The sequence below is a fragment of the Yoonia sp. R2-816 genome (assembly GCF_046762905.1).
Classification (GTDB): Bacteria; Pseudomonadota; Alphaproteobacteria; order Rhodobacterales; family Rhodobacteraceae; genus Yoonia.
The window spans coordinates 213,393-233,464 of sequence record NZ_JBKQXN010000182.1 but is presented as its reverse complement, the minus strand read 5'-3'; the positions used below and the strand labels follow the sequence as shown (position 1 = coordinate 233,464).

The window sequence follows — 20,072 nt, the reverse complement described above, 5'->3', positions numbered from 1 at the left end:
ATTTCAGACCAAATCGTCGTAGCAACGGGTAGTAATTGCCCTACACAAACACGCAAACAAACACAACTCCGCCACAATTGTTCCTTTAATAAGGCGCGTATCGAGTGAGACGTCTGAGATATAAATGAAAAAACTACTCGCAACTGTGCTTTTCCTGATGGGATCGATCACACCGGCACATGCGCTTTCCCTTGATGATTGGAAAAATTTTGGATTCTCCGACTTCATGGTCGAGGATCTCGAACTCGTTGCGCCCACCAGAATCCCCAGTCGCAGCGAAGGAATGATGTCACTGTGTTATCGCACGCTTGGTTTTCAGATCTTTGATTTTCCGCTTACCAGCGACGTGCAGGGCTACGTACTGGTTGATGAGGGCTGCGAAGGGTCCGAACTGCGCGAATTCAGCACCGATCAAATGGTGACCGCGCAGTCATTGAACCTGATTGACCCCGAGATTTCGCCAGAGGCCCGCAACAGCTTTGAACGAAACCTCCAGACTTACGGCGTTCTGATCGGCATGGCATTGGCCATGATCGCGATCATCATTCGCCGAGTGAAATCGCTCTTGGCACTTGATCCGAACGGACCCCTTCGGAAACGCGCCGCCAAAAAGATACTGTCTGCGCTCTGTCACGCGGCCAAGTGCGATGGCCTGGTCTCCTCCGGTGAGATCAAGATGATCGCCAGAACCATGAAGCGCCTGACGAAACACAATTACAGCCCGACCGAGATCATGCGCTTGTCCGACCGGGTGCATCTTAACCTCAGCACGCAAGACTATATCAATTTCGGCAAAGGGCTGCGCGACAGCGAAAAGGATATCATGCTGCGGGGTGTCCTTTACATCACGATGGCCGGCGGGCGCATGTTGCCGTCAGAATACAAGTTCGCCAGCGAATTGGCCCATGGTCTGGGTATGCCGGGCGAAGACTTCCGGCGTGTCCTGTATCTGGCGTTCAAGGATATGGACGCGCACCCGGTCTAGCCCTTTAGCATTCTGAGGCCCTGTGTCGCGTCACCGCGCACGGCCAGCCGCAACCCTGGTTCGTCCCCCGCCTTAAGGGCGGCAAGGATCATCTTGTGATGATATGGAGGATCCTTGCGGTTCAACCGCCCGTAAAGAGCCCGCATCGTTGGCCCCAGTTGCAACCACACCGTTTCGGTCATCGCCAGCATCGCCGGGGCTTGGGCGCGCAGATACAGCGTGCGGTGAAACTCTAGATTCATCCGGATATAGCCCGTCGCGTCATGCCGGGCGACCATCTGGCTGACCCCCTGATTGATCGCCTCCAGCCGTTCGATCAGGGCAAAATGCGCGCGCGGCAAAGCCCGCGACGCAAGTTCCGGCTCAAGCAAGGCGCGCAGGGTCGCCAGTTCCTCGATCCGTTCATTTGACAGAGCCGTGGTTGAAACGCGGCCTGACGATGACAGGAACAGCGCGCCCTCCGCAACCAGACGGCGCACGGCCTCGCGGGCGGGGGTCATGGAGACATCGTAGGCCTTGCCGATACCTCGCAGCGTCAGCGCCTCACCCGGCCCAATCTCGCCATGCATGATCCGTGTGCGCAGCGCCCGGTAGACACGCTCATGTGCGGCGGTGTTCGGATCGACGGGGCGGGGCTGGATCATCATGTCAGTGTTGTGATCTCTCCGCGCAGAAGGGTCAATCTGCGAACAGTATCCTGTGCAGCTGATCGCCATTTTCGCGCAACCATCGGCGATATGGCGCGTGATCTGGATAAAGCTGCTCAACAAGGTTCCAGAAGGCGGGCGAATGGTTCATCTCAACCAGATGGGCCACTTCATGTGCAGCCACGTATCGCAGCACTTCGGGCGGCGCCATGATCAGGCGCCACGAATACATCAACACACCCTTGCTGGAACACGACCCCCAACGAGATCGGGTATCGCGCAACGACAGGCGACTATAAGATTGGCCCAGTTGAGCAGCATAGATGTCCGACGCCGCCGCCAGTCTGTCACGAGCGAGCGTCTTGAACAGGGCCTGAACGCACGGACCCGCTGTATCGGCCGTTGGTACGATAACCCGATCAGGCTCCAACCGGGCAGAGCGTCCCGCGCCAAGCGTGACAGGAAGATCGCAGCCCTCAAACGGGACTGTCGTGCCAATCCGCACCGGCACGCCGGGTGCCAGCTGGGTCAGGTGACCGCGCAGCCAGGCCTCTCGCGATTTGAGAAAAACCAGACCCTCCCGCTCGGCGGCGCGTGGGGGCAGTGTCAGCGTCACACGCCCGTCCAGCCGTGAGACCCGCAATGACAATCGTTTGGCCCGGGCCGAGCGGCGCAACGTGACCTCAATCGGGGGGTTGCCTTCAAGCGTATGACGGCCCATATCAGCTTCTCGCATTTGAAGTGCCAAAGGCTTTGACACGCAAGGCCGCTTATGGCAGTTGGCACCGATCACCCGCAAGGGGACGTCAGACAGATTTTGAAGGGATGGCCCATGCCTAAGGAAGAGTGGGGCACAAAGCGCCTTTGCCCCGAAACCGGCAAACGCTTTTACGACCTGAACGCGACACCGATCATCAGCCCCTATACGGGTAAAGAGGTGACCGTCGACACATCCAAGACCCGCACCATGGTCGCGGATGCGGAAGATGCGCAAACCAAGAAGATGAAAGACGACACCGAGGACGATCTGGTCCTGGATGATGACGACGATGAGGATGATGTCGATCTGGGCGACGATGTTCTGGAAGATGATGACGATGATGACACCGTCTCGCTCGATGAATTGGCTGATGTCGCCACAAACGACGACGAATAAACAATCGTACCGGGCGCGATTTATGCTTGATCTCGCCCGGTCTGCTGCATAGACAGCAGATCGCAGCGGAAACGCTGCACCCGGCGATTCAGATCGCCACAGATGGGGCCTTAGCTCAGTTGGGAGAGCGCTTGCATGGCATGCAAGAGGTCAGGGGTTCGACTCCCCTAGGCTCCACCATCACTTTACGTTAAGCCACTGTAAAAAAACAGTTTAGTAGATACCGAGAGCGTTGTACCACCATTGGTACCACCACCAAGTCACGACTCACCAGATAGCTGGCACAAGGAGCAGCGTTGCACCCGGGTTCAAATTCCGCCAATAGTTCATAGTTTTTGGCGCGTCTGAGTTTTAGGGCGGCTCCGACTATGTGGGCCACGCGATACAAAAAACGAATTCCTCCTTGCCGCAATCGCCCAGAGCCGCCACTGGAATCAGAATTTGTCGACCTGCCACTTAGTGAGGCATTTAGTTCGCAACGCAGCAACGGAAGTGCTGGTTCTCAAACGGATCGGCACCCATCCGATTTAAGCGTCAGCATCCGATCTTATGCGCATCAGCAGACGCCTTCTAAACGTGATGTAGCTGGTCATCACCAACAAACCGACGCAGGAAACCGCGCTTATTCCGTCGATGTCAGGACATTCTTTAAAGGCCAGATTTGGTGACTTGGTCTACTCCACTTCGTGGGGACAGATCGGCAACACAAACTCCATGGCAGGTTTTGCCGTTCCAAATCAGTTCTTCTGTGCCCTCATCCGGCAACTGCGCCCAATATGTGTAGTTTGGAAGCATTTCCTTCAATCGACTGCAGAACCCGTGTATTTCTTCATCGCTACCAACTTGTGCGAGCCACACGAACAAATAAGGGTGCAGAATGCTACCGCTGTCTGCTTCGTTCCTATAATCATCATCGTTGCTTGCCGGGTGGTTCAAGAGATCGATGTAGTCTCGGTAGGCTGCAGGATAATCGGAATTTGCCAACTGCGCGAAAGTGGTTCGCGCTCCCGCTGACGTTAACGAGGGAAGGAAGCGTAGTACCGAATCGATCAGTTGCGCCAAGTGTCTGTTTATATCCCCCTTTGCCATATTGCCCCATATCGCGGTCAACAGAGAGCAGTTATCCTGATCATCCACGCCCCCTTCCAAGCAAGGAGTGTCTTGGACCAATACTGCGAAATCATGTGGTTTCGCGCAACGAGGATCGGCACGACTGAACGCCTGTGACGATCAGTTCACCCTCATGCCATTTTCGCCAAAACTGTAGGCGCTTTCGGGGTTGAAGCTAAACCGGATCGTCTCTCCCTCGGCGACGGCGTGCTGCCCAAAGAGCCGCGCTGTGATCTGCTGCTGGCCAAACTGCGCGATGACATTGGTATCGCCCCCCAGATGTTCGACATGGCTGACCGTGGTTTCCAGTTTCCCATGTTCATCAATGAAAAGATCCTCGGGGCGGATGCCCATGATATGGCGATCACCCGCGTCGATCAGGCCGGCGGGGAAAAAGTTCATCGACGGCGATCCCAGAAAACCCGCCACGAACTGATTGATCGGATTGTTATATAATTCCATCGGGCTGCCAATCTGCTCGACCCGCCCGTCGCGCAAAACCACGATCTTGTCCGCCAGCGTCATCGCCTCAGTCTGGTCGTGGGTGACATAGATCATCGACGCGCCAAGTTGACGGTGCAGGTTGGCGATCTCGATCCGGGTATTCATGCGCAATGCGGCGTCGAGGTTCGAGAGCGGTTCGTCAAACAGAAACAGCTTCGGCTCACGGACGATGGCGCGCCCGATCGCAACACGCTGGCGTTGTCCGCCTGACAGTTCCGATGGAAACCGGTCCAGATAGGGCGCCAGATCCAGCATATCGGAGGCCTTGCGCACCCGTTCTTCAATGACCGATTTTGGTTGACGTTCCTGCTTGAGCGCGAGGGTCATGTTTCCCCGCACATTCAGATGCGGATAGAGCGCATAGCTTTGGAAAACCATGGCGATCCCGCGCTTCGACGGCGATGTCAGATTGACCATATCGCCGGCGATATGAACCTCACCGGAACTGGCGTCTTCCAACCCGGCGATGACGCGCAAAAGCGTTGACTTTCCGCAGCCGGACGGGCCGACAAAAACGACGAATTCACCTTCTTCGACCTCAAGGCTGATGTCCTTGAGGACATGAACTTCACCAAAGGATTTGTTGACATTGGCAAGTTTCAGGGCAGTCATTTGGTGATCTCCGTGAGCGACACCGGCCGTTCGGTGCGGATGCTTTCATCGGCGGCAAGACAAATGGCAAGCGAGCGTACCGCGTCGCGCATGTGGCGGCTTAGGTCGATATCCTCGGTCATTGCGCGAATGACAAAGGCCTGTTCAGCATCGCACAGAGCCTGATGCCCCGGCTCATCTGGCATGTCGATGTGGCGATCACCATCAGGTGTATGAATAAGGACGCGACCAACCCGGGTATGGCCGTCAATGTCCGATGACGCCCCCTTGTTGCCTTCCGTGATCGAAACCGCCCCATTCGGGCTGATGATATCTTTGACGAAAAACGCTGTCTCGGACATCATCGGCCCCCAGCCAGCCTCGTACCAGCCGACCGAGCCATCAGCGAATGTGACCTGGAACTGACCGTAGTTATACATGTCCGGCGCGATCTCATCGCTGAGCCGCAATCCGATGCCGTGGACCCGGACAGGGGCGGCATCGGTAATCTGGCACATCACGTCCACATAGTGAACGCCGCAATCGACGATGGGCGAGGTCGTTTCCATCAACGCCTTATGCGTCTCCCAAGCGGGCCCTGAAGACTGCTGATTGAGGTTCAGCCGGAAAACATAAGGCCCACCGAGATCACGCGCTTCTGAAATCAGGCGGACCCATGACGGGTGGTGGCGCAGGATGTAGCCGACGACCAGTTTCCGGCCAGTGTCTATAGCTGTGTCGACGACGCGCCGCGCATCCTCTGCAGTCATCGCAAGCGGCTTTTCGACAAAGACATGTGCCCCCGTGCGCATGGCGGCGATGGCGTATTCGGCATGTGTGTCGGTATAGGTCGCGATCACGGCAAGGTCCGGTCTGGTCTGTGCAAGGGCGGTCGCGAAATCGTCGAAAGTTGGATAATGTGCCAGATCAGGATTGTCGATCTTGCCAGTGCGGTTCACCAGACCGACAATCTCGGTCGCTGGATGGGCGTGATGGGCGAGCGCGTGGGACAGCCCCATATTGCCCAACCCTGCAATCAGCACTTTGATCATTTGACAGCTCCGGAGGTCAGTCCGCGGATCAGCTGCCGCGAGAAAATGACATAAAGAACGAGGACAGGCAGGATTGCCATGGACAGCGCCGACAAGACCGCATTCCAATCCGTCACGAACTGCCCGATGAAAACCTGACTGCCCAGCGTCAGCGTTTTTGTTTCTTCGGACGGCGCGAGGATCAGCGGAAACCACAAATCATTCCAGATAGGGATCATGTTGAACACAGCGACGGTAGCCATCGCGGGGCGGACCAGCGGCAGGACAAGCCGGAAAAAGATCGTGTATTCGCTCAGACCATCAATGCGCCCTGCATTTTTCAGATCGTCGGACACTTGCCGCATGAACTCGGACAGGATGAAGACAGCCAGCGGCAAACCCTGTGCCGTGTAGACAAGGATGAGCGCCCAGAGGGTGTTGACCAAACCCGTCGCCACCATCAGTTCAAGTATCGCCACCGTCCCGATGCGGATCGGGATCATGATGCCCAGCGCCAGATAAAGGCCCATCAGCATGTTCCCTCTGAACCGGTATTCGCTGAGCGCATAGGCCGCCATCGCGCCGAAAAGCAGGATGAAGAACAGCGATACCACCGTCACGATCATCGAGTTCTGGAAGTAGAGAAAGAAATCCCCCTGCTTCATCACTGTTTCATAACCGATGGTCGAAAAGCTTTCTGCATCGGGCAGCCCGAGCGGATCGCGAAAGATCGCGCGACGCTCCTTGAAGCTGTTGATCAGGATGATGAAAACCGGAAACAGGGCAATCAGCGTGTACAGGATCAGCGCCCCGTGCATCAACGTGGTGTTTAGCGGATTTGTGCGCGCTTGGTTCATAAATCCGTCCTTACAGCTGATAGCGGCGCATCCGGGTCTGGATCGCAAACAGATAAATGCAGACGCCCAGCAGGATGATGGCGAACATCGCGCCAGCGATGGCCGAACCCATATGCGGATCGCCAAGCTGCAATTGGAAGCCAAAGAAGGTGCGGTACATGAATGTCCCAAGGATATCGGTCGAATAATCCGGGCCAGCCAGCGCACCTTGCGCGGCATAGATCAGATCGAAAGCATTGAAATTGCCCACGAAGGTCAGGATGGAAATGATCCCGATAGACGGCAGGATCAACGGCAGCTTGATCTTCCAGAAAGCCGACATGCCAGTGATGCCATCGACCTCGCCAGCCTCCAGTATCTCTTCGGGGATCGTCAAAAGCGCGGCATAGATCAACATCATCGGAATGCCAACAAACTGCCACACCGACACTAGCGCAAGCGTGGTCAGCGCATATTCCTCTTTGCCCAGCCAGGGCGCAAAGAGCGATTTAAGGCCAATCGCATCAAGCATTGAGGGTGCGATGCCCCAGATCGGTGACAGGATCAGTTTCCAGGCAAAACCGACGATGACAAATGACAGGATCGTGGGGATGAAGATTGCCGACCGATAAAGCGCGGCAAAGCGCAGGCGTGGATGGCTCAGAATGGCGGCAAGTGCGATCCCGATCGGGTTCTGTACCAGCATGTGGATGATAAAGAACCAGAAATTGTTGCCCAGCGCGTTCCAGAACTGTTCGGCCCAGATCGGATCAAAAAACAGGGTTTGAAAGTTCTCAAGACCCACAAAAACGCGTTCCCGTTCAACACGGGTATAAAGCGCGAGCCGTAGCGTATTGAACAGCGGGAAAATCATCACAGCCGAGTAGACGATGACGGCTGGCGCAAGGAACACAGCAATATGCCAGCGGATACGGGCGCGTTTCATGGCTTTTACTCCGGATCAGGGGACCCCCGGGCGCATAGTGACGCCCGGGACCCCGTGCAGCGAAAAGGTGTTACTGCTGCGGTTCGTACCAGCTCGCCAGCCCGTCCTGTAGTTGCTGACCCAGTTCGTCCGGTGTTGCAGCACCTTTGATGGCAGCGACCGATGCACCCCAAGTCTCGTTTTCGAGGTTGGGTGTTCCCCGCGACAGGATCTGATAGGTGGAACGGATTGTGCTTTCGCATTCGTCGCGCCAACCGACGATTTCCTTGGCCAGCGGGTCTTCCAGTTCAACGGGCGTTGAAGAAAGCGGGAAGAAACCGGGCAGCGCATTGCCGAAAATCTCCGCAAACTCGGGGCTTGCGACCCAGACAAGGAACGTCTTTGCAGCTTCAGGATGATCGGTTGCCGCATTCATGCCAATACCGATATCCGTATGGTCAGAGATATAGCAGGTATCTCCTGCATTCTGGACGGGCGGTTTGAATGCGCCCATTTCAAAATCAGCCTGCGCGTTGAAACCCGATATCTCCCATGATCCGGCGGGATAGATCGCCGCGCGGCCGAGGGTGAAAATGTTCTGGCTGTCCGGATAGGTCTGGGCCTCATAACCGTCTCCCAGATACCCGCCCCAACGTGCCAACGTCGCATAAGGCGCGGTCCACTGCGGATCGGTTAGCTTTTGGTCGCCAGCGATAAGCGCCTGACGGCCCTCCTCGCCCTTCCAGTAGTTCGGCCCGATATTGTTGTAGCCCATGGTGGCCGCTTCCCATTGGTCGTTGGTTCCCATGGCCATTGGAATGTAGCTGCCGTCGTCCTTGATTGCGTCAAGAACGGCAAAGAATTCCCCTTCGGTCGTGGGGACCTCAAGGCCGAGTTCGGCAAACGCGTCCTTGTTGTAGATGAACCCGTGGATCACCGACGCCATCGGCACACAAAAGGTCGCGGCACCATCATCAGTCTGCCACGCCGACTTTGCCACATCAGAGAAGTTCGACATAGCATCAAGGTCTGAAAGGTCGGTCAGATGTCCGGCGTCATAAAGTGCCAGCGACGCATCGAAGGGACGGCAGGTGATCAGGTCTCCGGCAGAGCCTGCGTCCAGCTTTGAATTCAGAACCGCGTTGTATTCCGCCGGGGCGGATGGTGTGAATTCCACCTTGATGTCAGGGTGTTGCGCCTCAAATGCCGGAATGATCTCATCCTGCCAAAGGGTCAGGTCATCATTGCGCCAGCTTTCGATTGTCAGCGTCACCTCTTGTGCCGCTGCGCCAGTCGTCACCAGCGCAGTTGATGCCAGCGCAAGTCCAAGTGTTCTAAGTTGCATAGTTTTCCTCCCAGTTGAAAACGTGTCAGGTTTTATACGCCAAAGCAGCGCGCAGATGTCCTTCGGTTTCGCGAAGAATGGTTTTTGCCCGGCTGACAGAGATACCGTTTGCCGCCATCAGGATTGCCGGTTTCACCTCGCCCCCAGTCGCATCAAGTGCGGCAGACGCCACATTGTCAGCAGCGCCGGTCACCCGACCGATGATGGCATGCGCTCGCGCGCGAAGCTTGATGTTATCCGCGCGGACATTCACCATCATCCCGTCGTAAACATGGCCCAGTTCAATGGCCATGAGCGTTGACAGCATGTTCAGCGCAATTTTCTGTGCTGTCCCTGCCCCCATGCGGGTGGATCCAGCCAGAACCTCTGGCGGGGTCACAATCGCGATGGGGTGATCGGCACCATCCAGAAGCGGCGCGCCCGGGTTATTGGCGATGGCGACCACCGCCACCCCCTGGCGACGAGCGATCCCCGCCGCAGCGAGCGTGTAGGGCGTCGAGCCGCTGGCAGAGACGGCAATCATTGTATCTTTCGACGACAGATCTGACAGCGCCTGTTCCAGATCGGCGGTTTCATCCTCGGGCCCGCCCGGCATCTCGACCCCGGTGGGCAGCCCGCCCGCCATATGAATACGAAGCTGCGATGCTGCGATCGAGAATGTGCCGCCCAGCTCCAGCGCGTCAGCCGCAGCCATCAGACCGGATGATCCGGCAGCCACATAATGAATAGTACCACCGTCACGAATTGTCCGCGCCAGTGTCGCGGCGGCCTTTGCGATGTCAGGGGCAACATCACGAACCGCTGCCGCTGCAGCGATCTGACCTTCTGCAAGAAGCAGCGCGGCCTGCGGCAGCGACCGCTTGTCCAGCCCCATTGCCTGGTCGTGAAATGCTTCCGTACCAATGGTGTTCATCGTGATTCCTTAGCAGCAATAGCCAAGATACCTTTTTAATACCTTTTGTCCAGAGTATTTCCATTTTCGATGTTTTGTGCAGCTTGAGGCGTAGAAATCGAGAATAACACACCTTTGGTATCAATATGGCCTTTATTTGGATATATTGGTATTATATAGGTGTTTCCATGAATGATTCATCATCCCGTCCGGTTCTCGCTATTGATGGCGGCGGCACCCGCTGTCGGATCGCGCTGAGCGATGGACAGGACATCACCACTGTGGAAACCGGCCCTGCCAATGTCTCGACCGATTTCGCGGGCGGCGTGCAACAGATCCTGTCAGGTCTTCAGATGCTTGCAACGCAAACGGGCCGCAGGATGGATGATCTGGTTGGATACCCTGCCTTCGTCGGCCTTGCCGGTGTTTCGGGCCCCAAGATCGCGGACCGGTTGAAAGCCGCGCTGCCGCTCCGGCACGCTCGGATCGAAGACGACAGGCCAGCAGCCGTTCGGGGCGCGCTGGGTGAAAAGGACGGCGCAATCGCACATTGCGGCACCGGGTCCTTTTATGGCGCGCAAAAGGCGGGCAGGATGCGTTTCTCCGGCGGTTGGGGTCCAGTGTTGGGTGATGAAGCATCCGCGCAATGGGTCGGCCGAACAGCACTCAGATTGACACTTGAAACGGTGGACGGACGTTTCCAGTCGACACCGTTGGCCCAAAAACTGCTCGACAGGTTTGACGGTGCTGAGGGGATTGTCCGTTTTGCTGGCGATGCCCGACCGTCGGAATTTGGCGCACTTGCACCCATGGTGACAGAATCTGCCAATAAAAATGATGTGCTCGGGCGACAGGTCATGTCCGCCGGTGCCGCTGATATCGCCCGAAGCCTTCCGCTGATCGGCTGGGTGCCCGGAAGTGCTATCTGCCTCACGGGCGGTATCGGCCCTCATTTTGGTCCCTTTCTTCCGGACCCGATGCAGGCTGACCTGACGAAGCCGCAAGGCGAGCCGCTGTCGGGGGCCGTGTCACTGGCCAGAGACCTCGTCCAGGAGACCAAAGAATGAGCGTCGTTGAGTTCCTGAAACCCGAAGGGTGGCTTGGTGAAAACGGGGGGCCGCGCTACGTGCAACTGCGCCAAAGACTTGAAACAGGTATCAAAAGCGGCGTCCTGCCACCAAACTCATCCCTGCCACCCGAACGCGAGATTGCCGAGATCACTGACCTTTCCCGTGTCACCGTCCGAAAGGCAATTCAGGAGCTTGTGCGCGAAGGCCTTATCGAACAGCGCCAGGGATCCGGCTCCTTCATTCGCGAGGCGACAAAGCGCGTAGAACAATCGCTTCGGCACCTCACGTCGTTTACCGAAGACATGGCAAGTCGCGGGCTGGATACCACATCTCAGTGGCTGGAACGGGGCGTGTTTCTGGCCACACCGGCCGAAGTGAAGGTGCTGGGTTTGCTCGATGGGGCAGAAGTGGCGCGGATCTACCGGCTGCGCGAAGCAGGCGGGCAACCCATGGCGCTGGAGCGTGCCACGCTGCCGCTAGAAATTCTGCCCAATCCGCTTGAGGTCAAAACGTCGCTCTATGACGTGCTTGACCGGCTCGGACACCGTCCGGTGAATGCGGTCCAGAAAATCTCGGCCATCAACCTCAAGACCCGCGAGGCGGACCTTCTTGATGTGCCCGAGGGGGCAGCTGGGCTGTCTATCGAACGCACCTCTTACCTTGCGAGCGGTCGGGTCGCGGAACTGACCCGATCACTCTATCGCGGCGATGCCTATGATTTCGTGGCAGAGCTGCGCCTATGACGGAAAGGCAAACAGCAATGATCCACAATGCGTCACTGATGTATCAGGAAATACGCGAAATCCCCGATGCGGTGGATCGGCTTCTGGCCAAGGGCAGCGACGCCATCGCCGCTGCGGCCCGGTCTGCGGGCGCCATCAATCCCGCCTACTTCATTTCGGTCGCCCGGGGTTCTTCAGACCATGCCGCCTCCTATCTGAAATATGTCAGCGAGCTTACGTTGCAGCGCCCGATGGCCTCTGTCGGGCCATCAGTCAATTCGATCTACGGCGTGGAACTCAACGCGAAGGGCGCGGTTTGTCTTTCCGTGTCCCAATCGGGTCAAAGCCCTGATATCGTCCGGCTGACCGAGGCATTGCGCAACAGCGGGGCGCTGGTCGTGGCGATTACAAATTATGCCGGATCACCGCTGGCCGGGGTGGCCGACGCGACACTACCCCTTCATGCCGGGCCAGAACTCAGCGTTGCGGCCACCAAGACATTCGTCACCTCACTGGTGGCCGGGCTTTTGTTTCTGGCCGAAATGAAGGGTGATGCCGAACTTATCGCGGCGATCCGTGCCCTTCCCGACGCACTTGAGCGCGCAACGCGCTGCGACTGGTCAGCGGCAGCGGACGCTATTGACGGGACGTCCCTGTTCACACTCGGACGTGGCCCATCCTGGGCGATCTCGAATGAGGCTGCCCTGAAATTCAAAGAAACATGCCTGATCCATGCCGAAAGCTATTCGTCGGCAGAGGTCCTGCATGGCCCGGTATCCATCGTTGGAAACGGCTTTCCGGTGATCGCCTTTGCCGCCGCTGACCGGGCCGAAGACAGCATCGCCGAGACGGCGGATGCTTTGGCCGAAAAGGGCGCCCGTGTCTTTGCGGTGACCAACCGAACCACGCGGGCAACAACCTTGCCTCATGTGCGCACCGGGCACTGGTTAACGGACCCGATCGCGGCCATCGTATCGTTTTACGGGATGGTGGAAACGGTAGCGGTGGCGCGCGGTATTGACCCGGACAGGCCCCGCCACCTCAACAAGGTAACGGAAACGGTATGACACAATCCGTCGCAACATTCCGAAACGGGCGCATATTCGACGGCACGCGTCTTCTGGATGGACATGCAATCCGGTTTGATGACGGGCATGTCGCCACACTGGGTCCAGAGGCGGACGTGCCCATCGCAGGTCTTGAATTTGACCTTGATGGCGACATTCTAAGCCCCGGTTATGTGGATCTTCAGGTGAACGGCGGCGATGGCGTCATGTTCAATGACCATCCGTCCATCGACACACTCCGGCGTATTGCATCCGCGCATCGTCGTCTTGGCACAACCTCACTTTTGCCGACCTTGATCACTGACAGTCCGGACAAAACAAATGCCGCCATTGCAGCGGCAAAGGCGGCGATAAGCGATGGCGTCCCGGGCATTGTCGGGCTCCATCTTGAAGGTCCGCACCTGTCGATTGCGCGCAAGGGCGCACATGACGGGGACCTGATCCGACCAATGACTGCAGGCGATCTGGATAGCCTGCTTGCCGCAGCAGCCGCGCTTCCGGTGCTGAAGGTCACCGTTGCCCCGGAAAACGTATCCCATGCGCAGGTGGAGGCGCTGTGCAAGGCGGGTGTGATCGTCTCACTTGGTCACACCGATGCGGATTTTGATACATGCTGTCGTTACATTGATGCAGGCGCAGGATGTGTCACCCATCTTTTCAACGCGATGAGCCAGCTGGGCAATCGTGAGCCGGGTTTGGTCGGGGCAACCCTGGCAAATGGCACGGTGTCCTGCGGCCTGATCGCGGATGCCATCCATGTTCACCCCGAGGTCATGCGCGTGACATGGGCCGCCAAAAAAGGACCCGGTCGCGTTTTTCTGGTCAGCGACGCAATGGCGGTCGCTGGTAGCGCCCTGACAGAGTTTGACCTGGGCGGGCGGCGCATTCAACGCAACAACGGCAGACTGACGCTTGCCGATGGAACGCTTGCCGGTGCTGATCTTGATCTGACAACGGCGATAAGAACCATCGTCAACAGGGTTGGCGTGCCTGTGGCGGACGCGATTCAGGCGGCGACAAGCGTTCCCGCCGCTATCATTGGGCGACCTGTTCGTTTGCAGGCGTTGTCAGAGACAATCCGGATTGCGGCAGACCTGTCTGGTATTGTTCCACTGCATAAAGCCGCCCCGGACGACGCGTTCGGGCATCGGCACTCCGCCCTCTGATCGCGCCACGTCCGCGTCTGGGCCAATCACATCGCTCAAAGCTTAGGCATCAACCTCGCAATCTTTGCAAAACGTCGAAAATCCTTGCGCGCTTGCGATGTCCAGCCAGCTTCGGCAATGGCTGTCAATCTGGGGAATACCATGTGATTGAAACGCGCTTTTGACGTCAGATGTTCGCTCCAGATGCAGGCTTGCACGCCGACAAGGCGTTCAGCCAAAACCGGATCGTAACCAAGCGCGTCATAATGATGGGTCGTTTCCGGGTCCATATGACCCGCCCAACTGGCGCCCGGTTCATACCAGTCAGGGCCTTGCGCCATATCAAGGTAATAGGTCTGACCCGGTGTGCTGACGACGTCATAACCGGCGCGGGCCAGCTGGGCGGTCTGCTCGCGCAGCGTCCAGGCAAAAAGCAGGGCATTGGCAGGTTTGACGCCCCCTGCCTGTGCCGCCTCCTCCCAACCGCCGGTGATGCGCCCAAGCCGGGTGAGTTCCTCTTGCACCTGACCAAGCAGATATCCCTGCAAGGCAGCCGTATCAGCAAGCCCTTCGCGTTGCATAAGGGCCTGCGCCTGCGGTGACGCCAGCCATGCGCCCTCGGCGACCTCATCACCGCCGATATGGATGACTTCAAACGGAAAGATCGCACACGCCTCCTGCAGAACCGCACGAATGAATTCCAGGGTCGCGGGGATGCCGGGGTTCAGCGCATTATTGGCAAAACCCTGTACTGACCAGTAGCTTTCCGGTTCTTCCGGATCCACCAGATGGGGCAGCGCTGCCAGCACGCAGGCACAATGGCTCGGGATGTCGATTTCCGGCATCACCTCAACACCCAGTTGCGCTGCATGCGCAACAACTTGGCGCGCCTGGGCCTGCGAATAAAACCCGCCGTGGCCATTGGGATCATCGCCAAGCTGCGGCAAGATCGGATAGTCCAGCCCTGTATGCCCCCCGATCCGGGTCAAGGCTGGAAAGGCGTCAATTTCCAGCCGCCAGCCTTCGTCATCGGTCAGATGCCAGTGAAACCGGTTCAGTTTGTGCCACGCCATGATATCCACAAATCTCAGCACGTCATCCAGCGGATAGAACTGGCGCGACACATCCAGATGCGCACCGCGCCAGCCAAATGCAGGCGTATCGGCGATCCGGCCCTCATGTGGAAAAGCAAAGCCCTCATCGCTACTGGCCCCATGCAGCAATTGCGCCAGCGTTATAAGACCATAAAGCAGTCCACTGCCCGGCCCATAGCCGAGCCTGATGCCCTGTCCCGAAAAACGGATATCATAGCTGTTCTGTCCCAGACCTGCATCCGAATTGCAGTGTAACTGCGGAACGCCCTCGGCCGCTGTCATAACAAAGGGGCTGGGCATGAGGGGGAACAGCCGATGCGCCAGGGCGGTCACCGTGGCGGCTGTTCGCCGTTCCTCGACGCTGACGACCTGATCCAGCCCGATATGAAACAGGCGGTCACTGCGCCACCCGCCCACCTCAATCTCGGCGGGCCATGGCACAACGGCGGCCTGACCAATGTCGCTCAGCGCCGGGGCTTCCGATTGCGCTCCTTGCAAATCGGCACACTGCACAGGCCGAACCGCGCCATCATCACCCACGATCAAACCCGCCGACTTCGGCCCGTCATTCGAATGAAGCGCCGCGCGGGTCAGATGGCGCTCGGTAAACCGCCACTGCCCACCGGGCGGCAGGATGAACCCGTCAGGCGGCCCATATTCGTGATAATTCGCCTGCCTGCGCAACAATATAGCACCTTCGCAGTCGGACGGAGATGCGGTGCGGGTCAGGCTGCCATAGAACATCCGAAACCCTGACAGAGGTTCCTGCGTCAGGTTCGTCAACACAAATTCCATCGCGTTTTCAGCCGCATGCCAGATCGTATCGAGTTGGAAATCACACATTGTCAGGGTCCGTTCGTCTTAGGACAGCATTCCGGCATAAGGGCCGGGATCAGAGTCTGGGATCGGGATCGCACCGCAGGTTTTGTGATAAAATTTGACGGGTCCGGCTGCACCAATGATGCCATAGGCAAACCCTGCATCGCGCAATCGCATGAGCGCGCGCAGCAATAGCTGCGTCCCGATACCGCGCCGTTCAAAGGATGGCGCAACACCCGTTGGTCCGAAAAACCCCCGCGCGGTGACATCAAAGCAGGCAAAACCGGCCAGTTCGCCGTCTTGCAGGGCGATCAGGACCTTGCAGGGTTGGGCCGCCAATCCGACCTGACATTCGCTTGCCCAACCGGCGTGAAAATGTCGGGTCACAAAATCCGTCACATGATACGCCTCGGGCGGTATCGCCGCGGGCGGTATCGCCGGGCGGATGATCAACCCCGCCGCAAGCGCAGGCGGTTCAGGCAAACGGTAGAGCGGGACAAGCATATCGGTCATTGCGGTCTCAATGCTCGGCCACCAGATGCCCTGATCCGACAACAGACATGCCGGTCACAGCGGTCGCGGCAAACCGGCGTACCTCTTCGACCTGGGCTGCAAAACTGTCGGTCCCGGGCTGCAAACGGATGGCAGGATCAGGGATCGCAGCGCGCAAAAGCCTAGTATAGGGATGTTGCGGATTGCCAACGACATCGCCGGTCGGCCCCCGTTCGACGATTTGCCCGCCAAACATCACAGCGGTATCTTCGGCCAGATACTGCGCTGTGGCGATGTCATGTGTGATATAGAGGATAGACAGGCCCATCTCCTTCTTAAGGTCGCGCATCAGGCCCAGTACCGATTTGCGGATCGAGACATCCAGCATTGAGGTCGGTTCATCCGCTATGATCAGCCGGGCATTCACGGCGAGCGCACGCGCAAAATTCACCCTTTGCCGCTGCCCGCCGGACAGTTCGTTGGGATATTTGTCAACGGTGCTGGCATGGTCCAGATCAACAGCCCGCAACAGCGCGCGCAAGGCTTCATCGGGATCGCGATCAGGCTGATGCAACCGTAGCGGACGCATCAGGTGATGACGAACCCGATGGGCCGGGTTCAAGGCCGCAAACGGATCCTGAAACACCATCTGGACAGATCGCCCGTAAATCCGCCGGTCGATTGTCGTGATGTCCTGCCCCCGAAAACGGATAACACCAGACGATGGGGGATAGTGACGCAGGATCATCCGGCCAATCGTGCTTTTGCCCGACCCGCTTTCACCAACCAGCGCCAGCGAACGACCCGCCGGAATATCAAGCGAGACATTACGCAGCGCATGCACCTGCCGGCGCGCGCCGAAAACCGGCTTAATCTCAAAGGTCTTGCTCAGGTTTTCGAGCGCGATAATGGGTATGTCATCCTGCATGCGGGGCCTCATGAACCGGCGCATCAAGGATCGGCATCGCCGCCCAAAGATCGCGTGTGTAGGGATGTTGTGGTGATGTGACGACCTTTTCCGTTGTGCCGATCTCGACAATCTCACCGCGCAACATGACGGCGATCCGGTCAGCTACCTGGGCCATCAGCGCCAGATCATGAGTGATGAACAGCACCGAAAACCCCAGCGTGTCCTTGAGTGACACCAGTTCCTGCAGGATCTCGCGTTGCACAACAACATCGAGCGCGGTGGTTGGTTCATCCATGATCAGAAGTCTTGGCCGCAGGGTCAGCGCCAGCGCAAGAACCACGCGCTGACGCATCCCGCCTGATAACTGATGCGGAAAGCTGTCCAATCGGTCTGGGGCAATTCCGACCATCTCCAGCATGTCCGCTGCTCGCGCGCGGGCAGCGGACCGGCTTATCCTTTGATGTGCTGACAGCATGTCATGAAACTGCGCGAAAATGGTCATCACCGGATTGAGCGAGTTCATCGCGCTTTGGAACACCATCGCGCATTCCGACCATCGCCATCGCCGCAGATCACGCACCGGCATCGACAGAACATCTTGCCCGTCGAAATGGATGGTACCTCGGCTGATAAAGGCAGGGGGTTTCTGCAACCGCATGGCCGCAAAGGCGATTGTGCTTTTGCCGCACCCACTTTCACCTGCGAGGCCCAGAACCTCATTCTCGGCGATGTCGAATGACACGTCCCGTACCGCAACAAAGGGCGTCGTGTCGGTCAGGTACTCCACCCGCAAATCCTCAACCGAAAGAAGCGTGCTCATGCCTGTCCCTCCCGGGCGCGGTCCAGCTTTCTTTGCAGTTTGACGGCTTTGGATACGGTGCCAAGTGTGCGCAGCCGCGGATTTGAGATCTCATCCACGCCAAAGTTCATCAGGCTCAGCCCGACACCGATGACGACGATGGCAATGCAGGGCGCAAGAACCTCCCACCATGCGCCGACCATAATGGCCGAGGCCGTCTGCGCGTTATATAGCATCGTGCCCCATGACAGGGTCAACGGGCTACCCAACCCCAAAAATTCCAACGTGGCCTGCGTGATGATAGTGAATATGATCGACCCGATGAAATTGAACCCCACAATGGACAACAGATTGGGCAGCATTTCGACAAGGATCATGCGCCATGCCGGTTCACCCACCATCTGACTGGCCTGAATGTAGTCGCGGGTCTTTAGCGACAGTGCCTGCGCGCGGGTTACACGTGCGCCCCATGCCCACGACGTCAGCCCAATGATCACCGCGATAGCGAGCGGATCAACCTGACCCAGAAACGCGGCCAGAACCAGCAGCAACGGCAGTTGCGGCAAGACAAGGATGACATTGGTCAGAAAGTTGAGCACCTCGTCAACCAGTCCGCCAACATAGGCCGCGACAATGCCGATGACGGTGCCAATCACCGTGACGATGACGCCGGCAAGAACACCCACCATCAACGAAATCCGTGTACCCCAGATCAGCTGGCTCAGCACATCACGCCCCATGCGGGTCGTTCCCAGTAAATGATCCCATGAAGGCGGCTGATGCGGGCGACCCACCCGCGCAAGCGGTTCGTAGGGTGACAGCAGCGGTGCCGCCAATCCAATCATCACATAGATGACCACGATGGTCAGACCTGCGGCGGCCTTTCGGTTCCTGACGAAGGATCGGAATAGCCCGCGCATCAGGCTTTCCTTAGCCGTGGGTCAAGAAACACATAGGCCAGATCGACGGCAAAATTGGCCGTCAACATCGCCAGTGTCATGATCAAAAGCTGTCCTTGGATCAGTGGAAAGTCGCGGGCAATGATCCCCAGATAAAGAAGATTGCCCACGCCCGGATAGTTAAAGACAACCTCGGTAATCAGCGATCCGCCAAACAAGGCGCCAAAACTCAGCGCCAGTGCCGTCACCGATGGCAACAGGGCATTGCGCGCGGCGTAATGATAGCGCACATGCCTGTCCGACAACCCTTTTGCCTCGGCCAGATGAACGTGATCTTCACCCAGTTGGCCGATCATGTTGTTGCGCATGGTCACAAGGTAGCCACCGATGAAAACCACGCTCAGCGTCAGGACCGGCAAAAGCGCATGAACCATGACGGAGCTGATGAAATCCCATGTCCAGCCGGGGTCAAGCGCCGGGTCATAGGCATAACCGGTCGGCAGCCACCTGTTTGAGATTGCAAACAGATAAAGCCCGCACAGGGCTACGACCACTGACGGGATGGATTGAATGGCCAGCGCCATGGGCGACAGGATCGCATCGACCAGTTGCCCCCGTCGCCAGGCAACCAGAATGCCCAAAACCGTCCCGATTGAGAATGACAGGATCAGGGCCGATCCAGTCAGCAGGATCGTCCATGGCAAGGCCCGACCCAGGATATCAGCGACCGGAACCGGATAGAACTTCACCGATATGCCAAAATCCCAGGTTAAGATGCTGCCAAGATAGGTGAGATATTGCTGATGCAGCGGCGCGTCTATGAAACCAAAGGTCGCCATTAGCGCATCCCGCGCTTCGACCGGAATGGTGCCCCCGGAATTGGCCAACATAACATCTGCGGGATTGCCTGGCATCAGCCGTGGGATGAGAAAGTTAAATGTCGCCGCCACAAGAAAGGCCACGAGGTAGAAAGCAAGGCGTCTGACGATAAAGCTCATGAGTTAAATCCGTTGGCCGATACTGGCCGGCCCCC

Annotated in this window: 21 protein-coding genes and 1 tRNA gene; 7 read left to right on the top strand and 15 right to left on the bottom strand. The window is 57.9% G+C overall.

The window, feature by feature from the left end; all coding sequences use genetic code 11:
* Positions 1 to 124 precede the first annotated feature (124 nt).
* Positions 125 to 985: a TerB family tellurite resistance protein gene (locus ACFWW2_RS09165; protein ID WP_393927667.1), complete on the top strand. Its 861-nt coding sequence runs from the start codon at positions 125 to 127 to the stop codon at positions 983 to 985.
* On the opposite strand, the gene ACFWW2_RS09160 is transcribed toward ACFWW2_RS09165, so the two are convergent.
* Positions 982 to 1,632, bottom strand: coding sequence for a GntR family transcriptional regulator (locus ACFWW2_RS09160; protein WP_393927666.1), 651 nt, complete (start codon positions 1,630 to 1,632; stop codon positions 982 to 984). The genes ACFWW2_RS09165 and ACFWW2_RS09160 overlap by 4 nt on opposite strands.
* Positions 1,633 to 1,663: 31 nt before the next feature.
* Positions 1,664 to 2,353 (bottom strand): M48 family metallopeptidase, encoded by a 690-nt coding sequence (locus ACFWW2_RS09155; RefSeq protein ID WP_393927767.1) that lies wholly within the window; start codon positions 2,351 to 2,353, stop codon positions 1,664 to 1,666.
* A 111-nt stretch (positions 2,354 to 2,464) separates the two neighbouring features.
* Between ACFWW2_RS09155 and ACFWW2_RS09150 the strand changes: the two genes are divergently transcribed.
* Together ACFWW2_RS09150 and ACFWW2_RS09145 are read left to right on the top strand one after the other, a co-directional pair.
* Positions 2,465 to 2,788 (top strand): TIGR02300 family protein, encoded by a 324-nt coding sequence (locus ACFWW2_RS09150; RefSeq protein WP_393927665.1) that lies wholly within the window; start codon positions 2,465 to 2,467, stop codon positions 2,786 to 2,788.
* A 104-nt stretch (positions 2,789 to 2,892) separates the two neighbouring features.
* Positions 2,893 to 2,968, top strand: a tRNA-Ala gene (locus ACFWW2_RS09145).
* Between the two features lie 468 nt (positions 2,969 to 3,436).
* Here ACFWW2_RS09145 and ACFWW2_RS09140 read toward each other — a convergent pair.
* From ACFWW2_RS09140 to ACFWW2_RS09110, 7 genes are all read right to left on the bottom strand, one after another.
* On the bottom strand, positions 3,437 to 3,925 hold the full coding sequence (locus tag ACFWW2_RS09140; protein ID WP_393927664.1) for a hypothetical protein: 489 nt from the start codon (positions 3,923 to 3,925) through the stop codon (positions 3,437 to 3,439).
* A 93-nt stretch (positions 3,926 to 4,018) separates the two neighbouring features.
* Positions 4,019 to 5,014: an ABC transporter ATP-binding protein gene (locus ACFWW2_RS09135; RefSeq protein WP_393927663.1), complete on the bottom strand. Its 996-nt coding sequence runs from the start codon at positions 5,012 to 5,014 to the stop codon at positions 4,019 to 4,021.
* Positions 5,011 to 6,045 (bottom strand): Gfo/Idh/MocA family protein, encoded by a 1,035-nt coding sequence (locus tag ACFWW2_RS09130; RefSeq protein WP_393927662.1) that lies wholly within the window; start codon positions 6,043 to 6,045, stop codon positions 5,011 to 5,013. Before ACFWW2_RS09130 ends, ACFWW2_RS09135 begins: the two co-directional genes overlap by 4 nt.
* On the bottom strand, positions 6,042 to 6,881 hold the full coding sequence (locus ACFWW2_RS09125) for a carbohydrate ABC transporter permease (protein ID WP_393927661.1): 840 nt from the start codon (positions 6,879 to 6,881) through the stop codon (positions 6,042 to 6,044). The genes ACFWW2_RS09130 and ACFWW2_RS09125 overlap by 4 nt, the downstream gene beginning before the upstream one ends.
* 10 nt (positions 6,882 to 6,891) lie before the next feature.
* Positions 6,892 to 7,806, bottom strand: coding sequence for a carbohydrate ABC transporter permease (locus tag ACFWW2_RS09120; protein ID WP_393927660.1), 915 nt, complete (start codon positions 7,804 to 7,806; stop codon positions 6,892 to 6,894).
* A gap of 70 nt (positions 7,807 to 7,876) precedes the next feature.
* Positions 7,877 to 9,130 carry an ABC transporter substrate-binding protein gene (locus ACFWW2_RS09115; RefSeq protein ID WP_393927659.1) on the bottom strand — a complete coding sequence of 418 codons (1,254 nt, stop codon included), beginning with the start codon at positions 9,128 to 9,130 and terminating at the stop codon, positions 7,877 to 7,879.
* Positions 9,131 to 9,155: 25 nt separating this feature from the next.
* Positions 9,156 to 10,043 carry an N-acetylmuramic acid 6-phosphate etherase gene (locus ACFWW2_RS09110; protein WP_393927658.1) on the bottom strand — a complete coding sequence of 296 codons (888 nt, stop codon included), beginning with the start codon at positions 10,041 to 10,043 and terminating at the stop codon, positions 9,156 to 9,158.
* Positions 10,044 to 10,210: 167 nt separating this feature from the next.
* Between ACFWW2_RS09110 and ACFWW2_RS09105 the strand changes: the two genes are divergently transcribed.
* From ACFWW2_RS09105 to nagA, 4 genes are read left to right on the top strand one after another with little or no spacing between them, the layout of a single operon-like run.
* Positions 10,211 to 11,089: a BadF/BadG/BcrA/BcrD ATPase family protein gene (locus ACFWW2_RS09105; protein ID WP_393927657.1), complete on the top strand. Its 879-nt coding sequence runs from the start codon at positions 10,211 to 10,213 to the stop codon at positions 11,087 to 11,089.
* Positions 11,086 to 11,835 (top strand): GntR family transcriptional regulator, encoded by a 750-nt coding sequence (locus ACFWW2_RS09100; RefSeq protein ID WP_393927656.1) that lies wholly within the window; start codon positions 11,086 to 11,088, stop codon positions 11,833 to 11,835. Before ACFWW2_RS09105 ends, ACFWW2_RS09100 begins: the two co-directional genes overlap by 4 nt.
* A gap of 17 nt (positions 11,836 to 11,852) precedes the next feature.
* A complete protein-coding gene (locus tag ACFWW2_RS09095) occupies positions 11,853 to 12,881 on the top strand; it encodes an SIS domain-containing protein (RefSeq protein WP_393927655.1) in 1,029 nt (342 codons plus the stop codon).
* A complete protein-coding gene (gene nagA / locus ACFWW2_RS09090; protein WP_393927654.1) occupies positions 12,878 to 14,047 on the top strand; it encodes an N-acetylglucosamine-6-phosphate deacetylase in 1,170 nt (389 codons plus the stop codon). Before ACFWW2_RS09095 ends, nagA begins: the two co-directional genes overlap by 4 nt.
* A 35-nt stretch (positions 14,048 to 14,082) precedes the next feature.
* Here the strand turns inward: nagA and ACFWW2_RS09085 are convergent, their stop codons facing one another.
* The 6 genes from ACFWW2_RS09085 to ACFWW2_RS09060 are packed head-to-tail and all read right to left on the bottom strand — an operon-like array spanning position 14,083 to position 20,037.
* Positions 14,083 to 15,963, bottom strand: coding sequence for a beta-N-acetylhexosaminidase (locus tag ACFWW2_RS09085; RefSeq protein WP_393927653.1), 1,881 nt, complete (start codon positions 15,961 to 15,963; stop codon positions 14,083 to 14,085).
* An 18-nt stretch (positions 15,964 to 15,981) separates the two neighbouring features.
* Positions 15,982 to 16,452: a GNAT family N-acetyltransferase gene (locus ACFWW2_RS09080; RefSeq protein ID WP_393927652.1), complete on the bottom strand. Its 471-nt coding sequence runs from the start codon at positions 16,450 to 16,452 to the stop codon at positions 15,982 to 15,984.
* 7 nt (positions 16,453 to 16,459) lie between these two features.
* Positions 16,460 to 17,359: an ABC transporter ATP-binding protein gene (locus ACFWW2_RS09075; RefSeq protein ID WP_393927651.1), complete on the bottom strand. Its 900-nt coding sequence runs from the start codon at positions 17,357 to 17,359 to the stop codon at positions 16,460 to 16,462.
* On the bottom strand, positions 17,349 to 18,161 hold the full coding sequence (locus ACFWW2_RS09070) for an ABC transporter ATP-binding protein (protein WP_393927650.1): 813 nt from the start codon (positions 18,159 to 18,161) through the stop codon (positions 17,349 to 17,351). Before ACFWW2_RS09070 ends, ACFWW2_RS09075 begins: the two co-directional genes overlap by 11 nt.
* Positions 18,158 to 19,060 (bottom strand): ABC transporter permease, encoded by a 903-nt coding sequence (locus ACFWW2_RS09065; protein WP_393927649.1) that lies wholly within the window; start codon positions 19,058 to 19,060, stop codon positions 18,158 to 18,160. The genes ACFWW2_RS09070 and ACFWW2_RS09065 overlap by 4 nt, the downstream gene beginning before the upstream one ends.
* On the bottom strand, positions 19,060 to 20,037 hold the full coding sequence (locus ACFWW2_RS09060) for an ABC transporter permease (protein WP_393927648.1): 978 nt from the start codon (positions 20,035 to 20,037) through the stop codon (positions 19,060 to 19,062). Before ACFWW2_RS09060 ends, ACFWW2_RS09065 begins: the two co-directional genes overlap by 1 nt.
* Between the last annotated feature and the right edge of the window lie 35 nt (positions 20,038 to 20,072).

Excerpts from the sequence above, each read along its gene's own strand:
- ACFWW2_RS09060 (WP_393927648.1), bottom strand. The coding sequence starts at position 20,037 with ATGAGCTTTATCGTCAGACGCCTTGCTTTCTACCTCGTGGCCTTTCTT.
- ACFWW2_RS09160 (WP_393927666.1), bottom strand. The coding sequence starts at position 1,632 with ATGATGATCCAGCCCCGCCCCGTCGATCCGAACACCGCCGCACATGAG.
- ACFWW2_RS09085 (WP_393927653.1), bottom strand. The coding sequence starts at position 15,963 with ATGTGTGATTTCCAACTCGATACGATCTGGCATGCGGCTGAAAACGCG.
- ACFWW2_RS09080 (WP_393927652.1), bottom strand. The coding sequence starts at position 16,452 with ATGACCGATATGCTTGTCCCGCTCTACCGTTTGCCTGAACCGCCTGCG.
- ACFWW2_RS09150 (WP_393927665.1), top strand. The coding sequence starts at position 2,465 with ATGCCTAAGGAAGAGTGGGGCACAAAGCGCCTTTGCCCCGAAACCGGC.
- ACFWW2_RS09110 (WP_393927658.1), bottom strand. The coding sequence starts at position 10,043 with ATGAACACCATTGGTACGGAAGCATTTCACGACCAGGCAATGGGGCTG.
- ACFWW2_RS09115 (WP_393927659.1), bottom strand. The coding sequence starts at position 9,130 with ATGCAACTTAGAACACTTGGACTTGCGCTGGCATCAACTGCGCTGGTG.
- ACFWW2_RS09065 (WP_393927649.1), bottom strand. The coding sequence starts at position 19,060 with ATGCGCGGGCTATTCCGATCCTTCGTCAGGAACCGAAAGGCCGCCGCA.
- nagA (WP_393927654.1), top strand. The coding sequence starts at position 12,878 with ATGACACAATCCGTCGCAACATTCCGAAACGGGCGCATATTCGACGGC.
- ACFWW2_RS09100 (WP_393927656.1), top strand. The coding sequence starts at position 11,086 with ATGAGCGTCGTTGAGTTCCTGAAACCCGAAGGGTGGCTTGGTGAAAAC.
- ACFWW2_RS09070 (WP_393927650.1), bottom strand. The coding sequence starts at position 18,161 with ATGAGCACGCTTCTTTCGGTTGAGGATTTGCGGGTGGAGTACCTGACC.
- ACFWW2_RS09165 (WP_393927667.1), top strand. The coding sequence starts at position 125 with ATGAAAAAACTACTCGCAACTGTGCTTTTCCTGATGGGATCGATCACA.
- ACFWW2_RS09075 (WP_393927651.1), bottom strand. The coding sequence starts at position 17,359 with ATGCAGGATGACATACCCATTATCGCGCTCGAAAACCTGAGCAAGACC.
- ACFWW2_RS09105 (WP_393927657.1), top strand. The coding sequence starts at position 10,211 with ATGAATGATTCATCATCCCGTCCGGTTCTCGCTATTGATGGCGGCGGC.
- ACFWW2_RS09135 (WP_393927663.1), bottom strand. The coding sequence starts at position 5,014 with ATGACTGCCCTGAAACTTGCCAATGTCAACAAATCCTTTGGTGAAGTT.
- ACFWW2_RS09120 (WP_393927660.1), bottom strand. The coding sequence starts at position 7,806 with ATGAAACGCGCCCGTATCCGCTGGCATATTGCTGTGTTCCTTGCGCCA.
- ACFWW2_RS09095 (WP_393927655.1), top strand. The coding sequence starts at position 11,853 with ATGATCCACAATGCGTCACTGATGTATCAGGAAATACGCGAAATCCCC.
- ACFWW2_RS09130 (WP_393927662.1), bottom strand. The coding sequence starts at position 6,045 with ATGATCAAAGTGCTGATTGCAGGGTTGGGCAATATGGGGCTGTCCCAC.
- ACFWW2_RS09125 (WP_393927661.1), bottom strand. The coding sequence starts at position 6,881 with ATGAACCAAGCGCGCACAAATCCGCTAAACACCACGTTGATGCACGGG.
- ACFWW2_RS09155 (WP_393927767.1), bottom strand. The coding sequence starts at position 2,353 with ATGGGCCGTCATACGCTTGAAGGCAACCCCCCGATTGAGGTCACGTTG.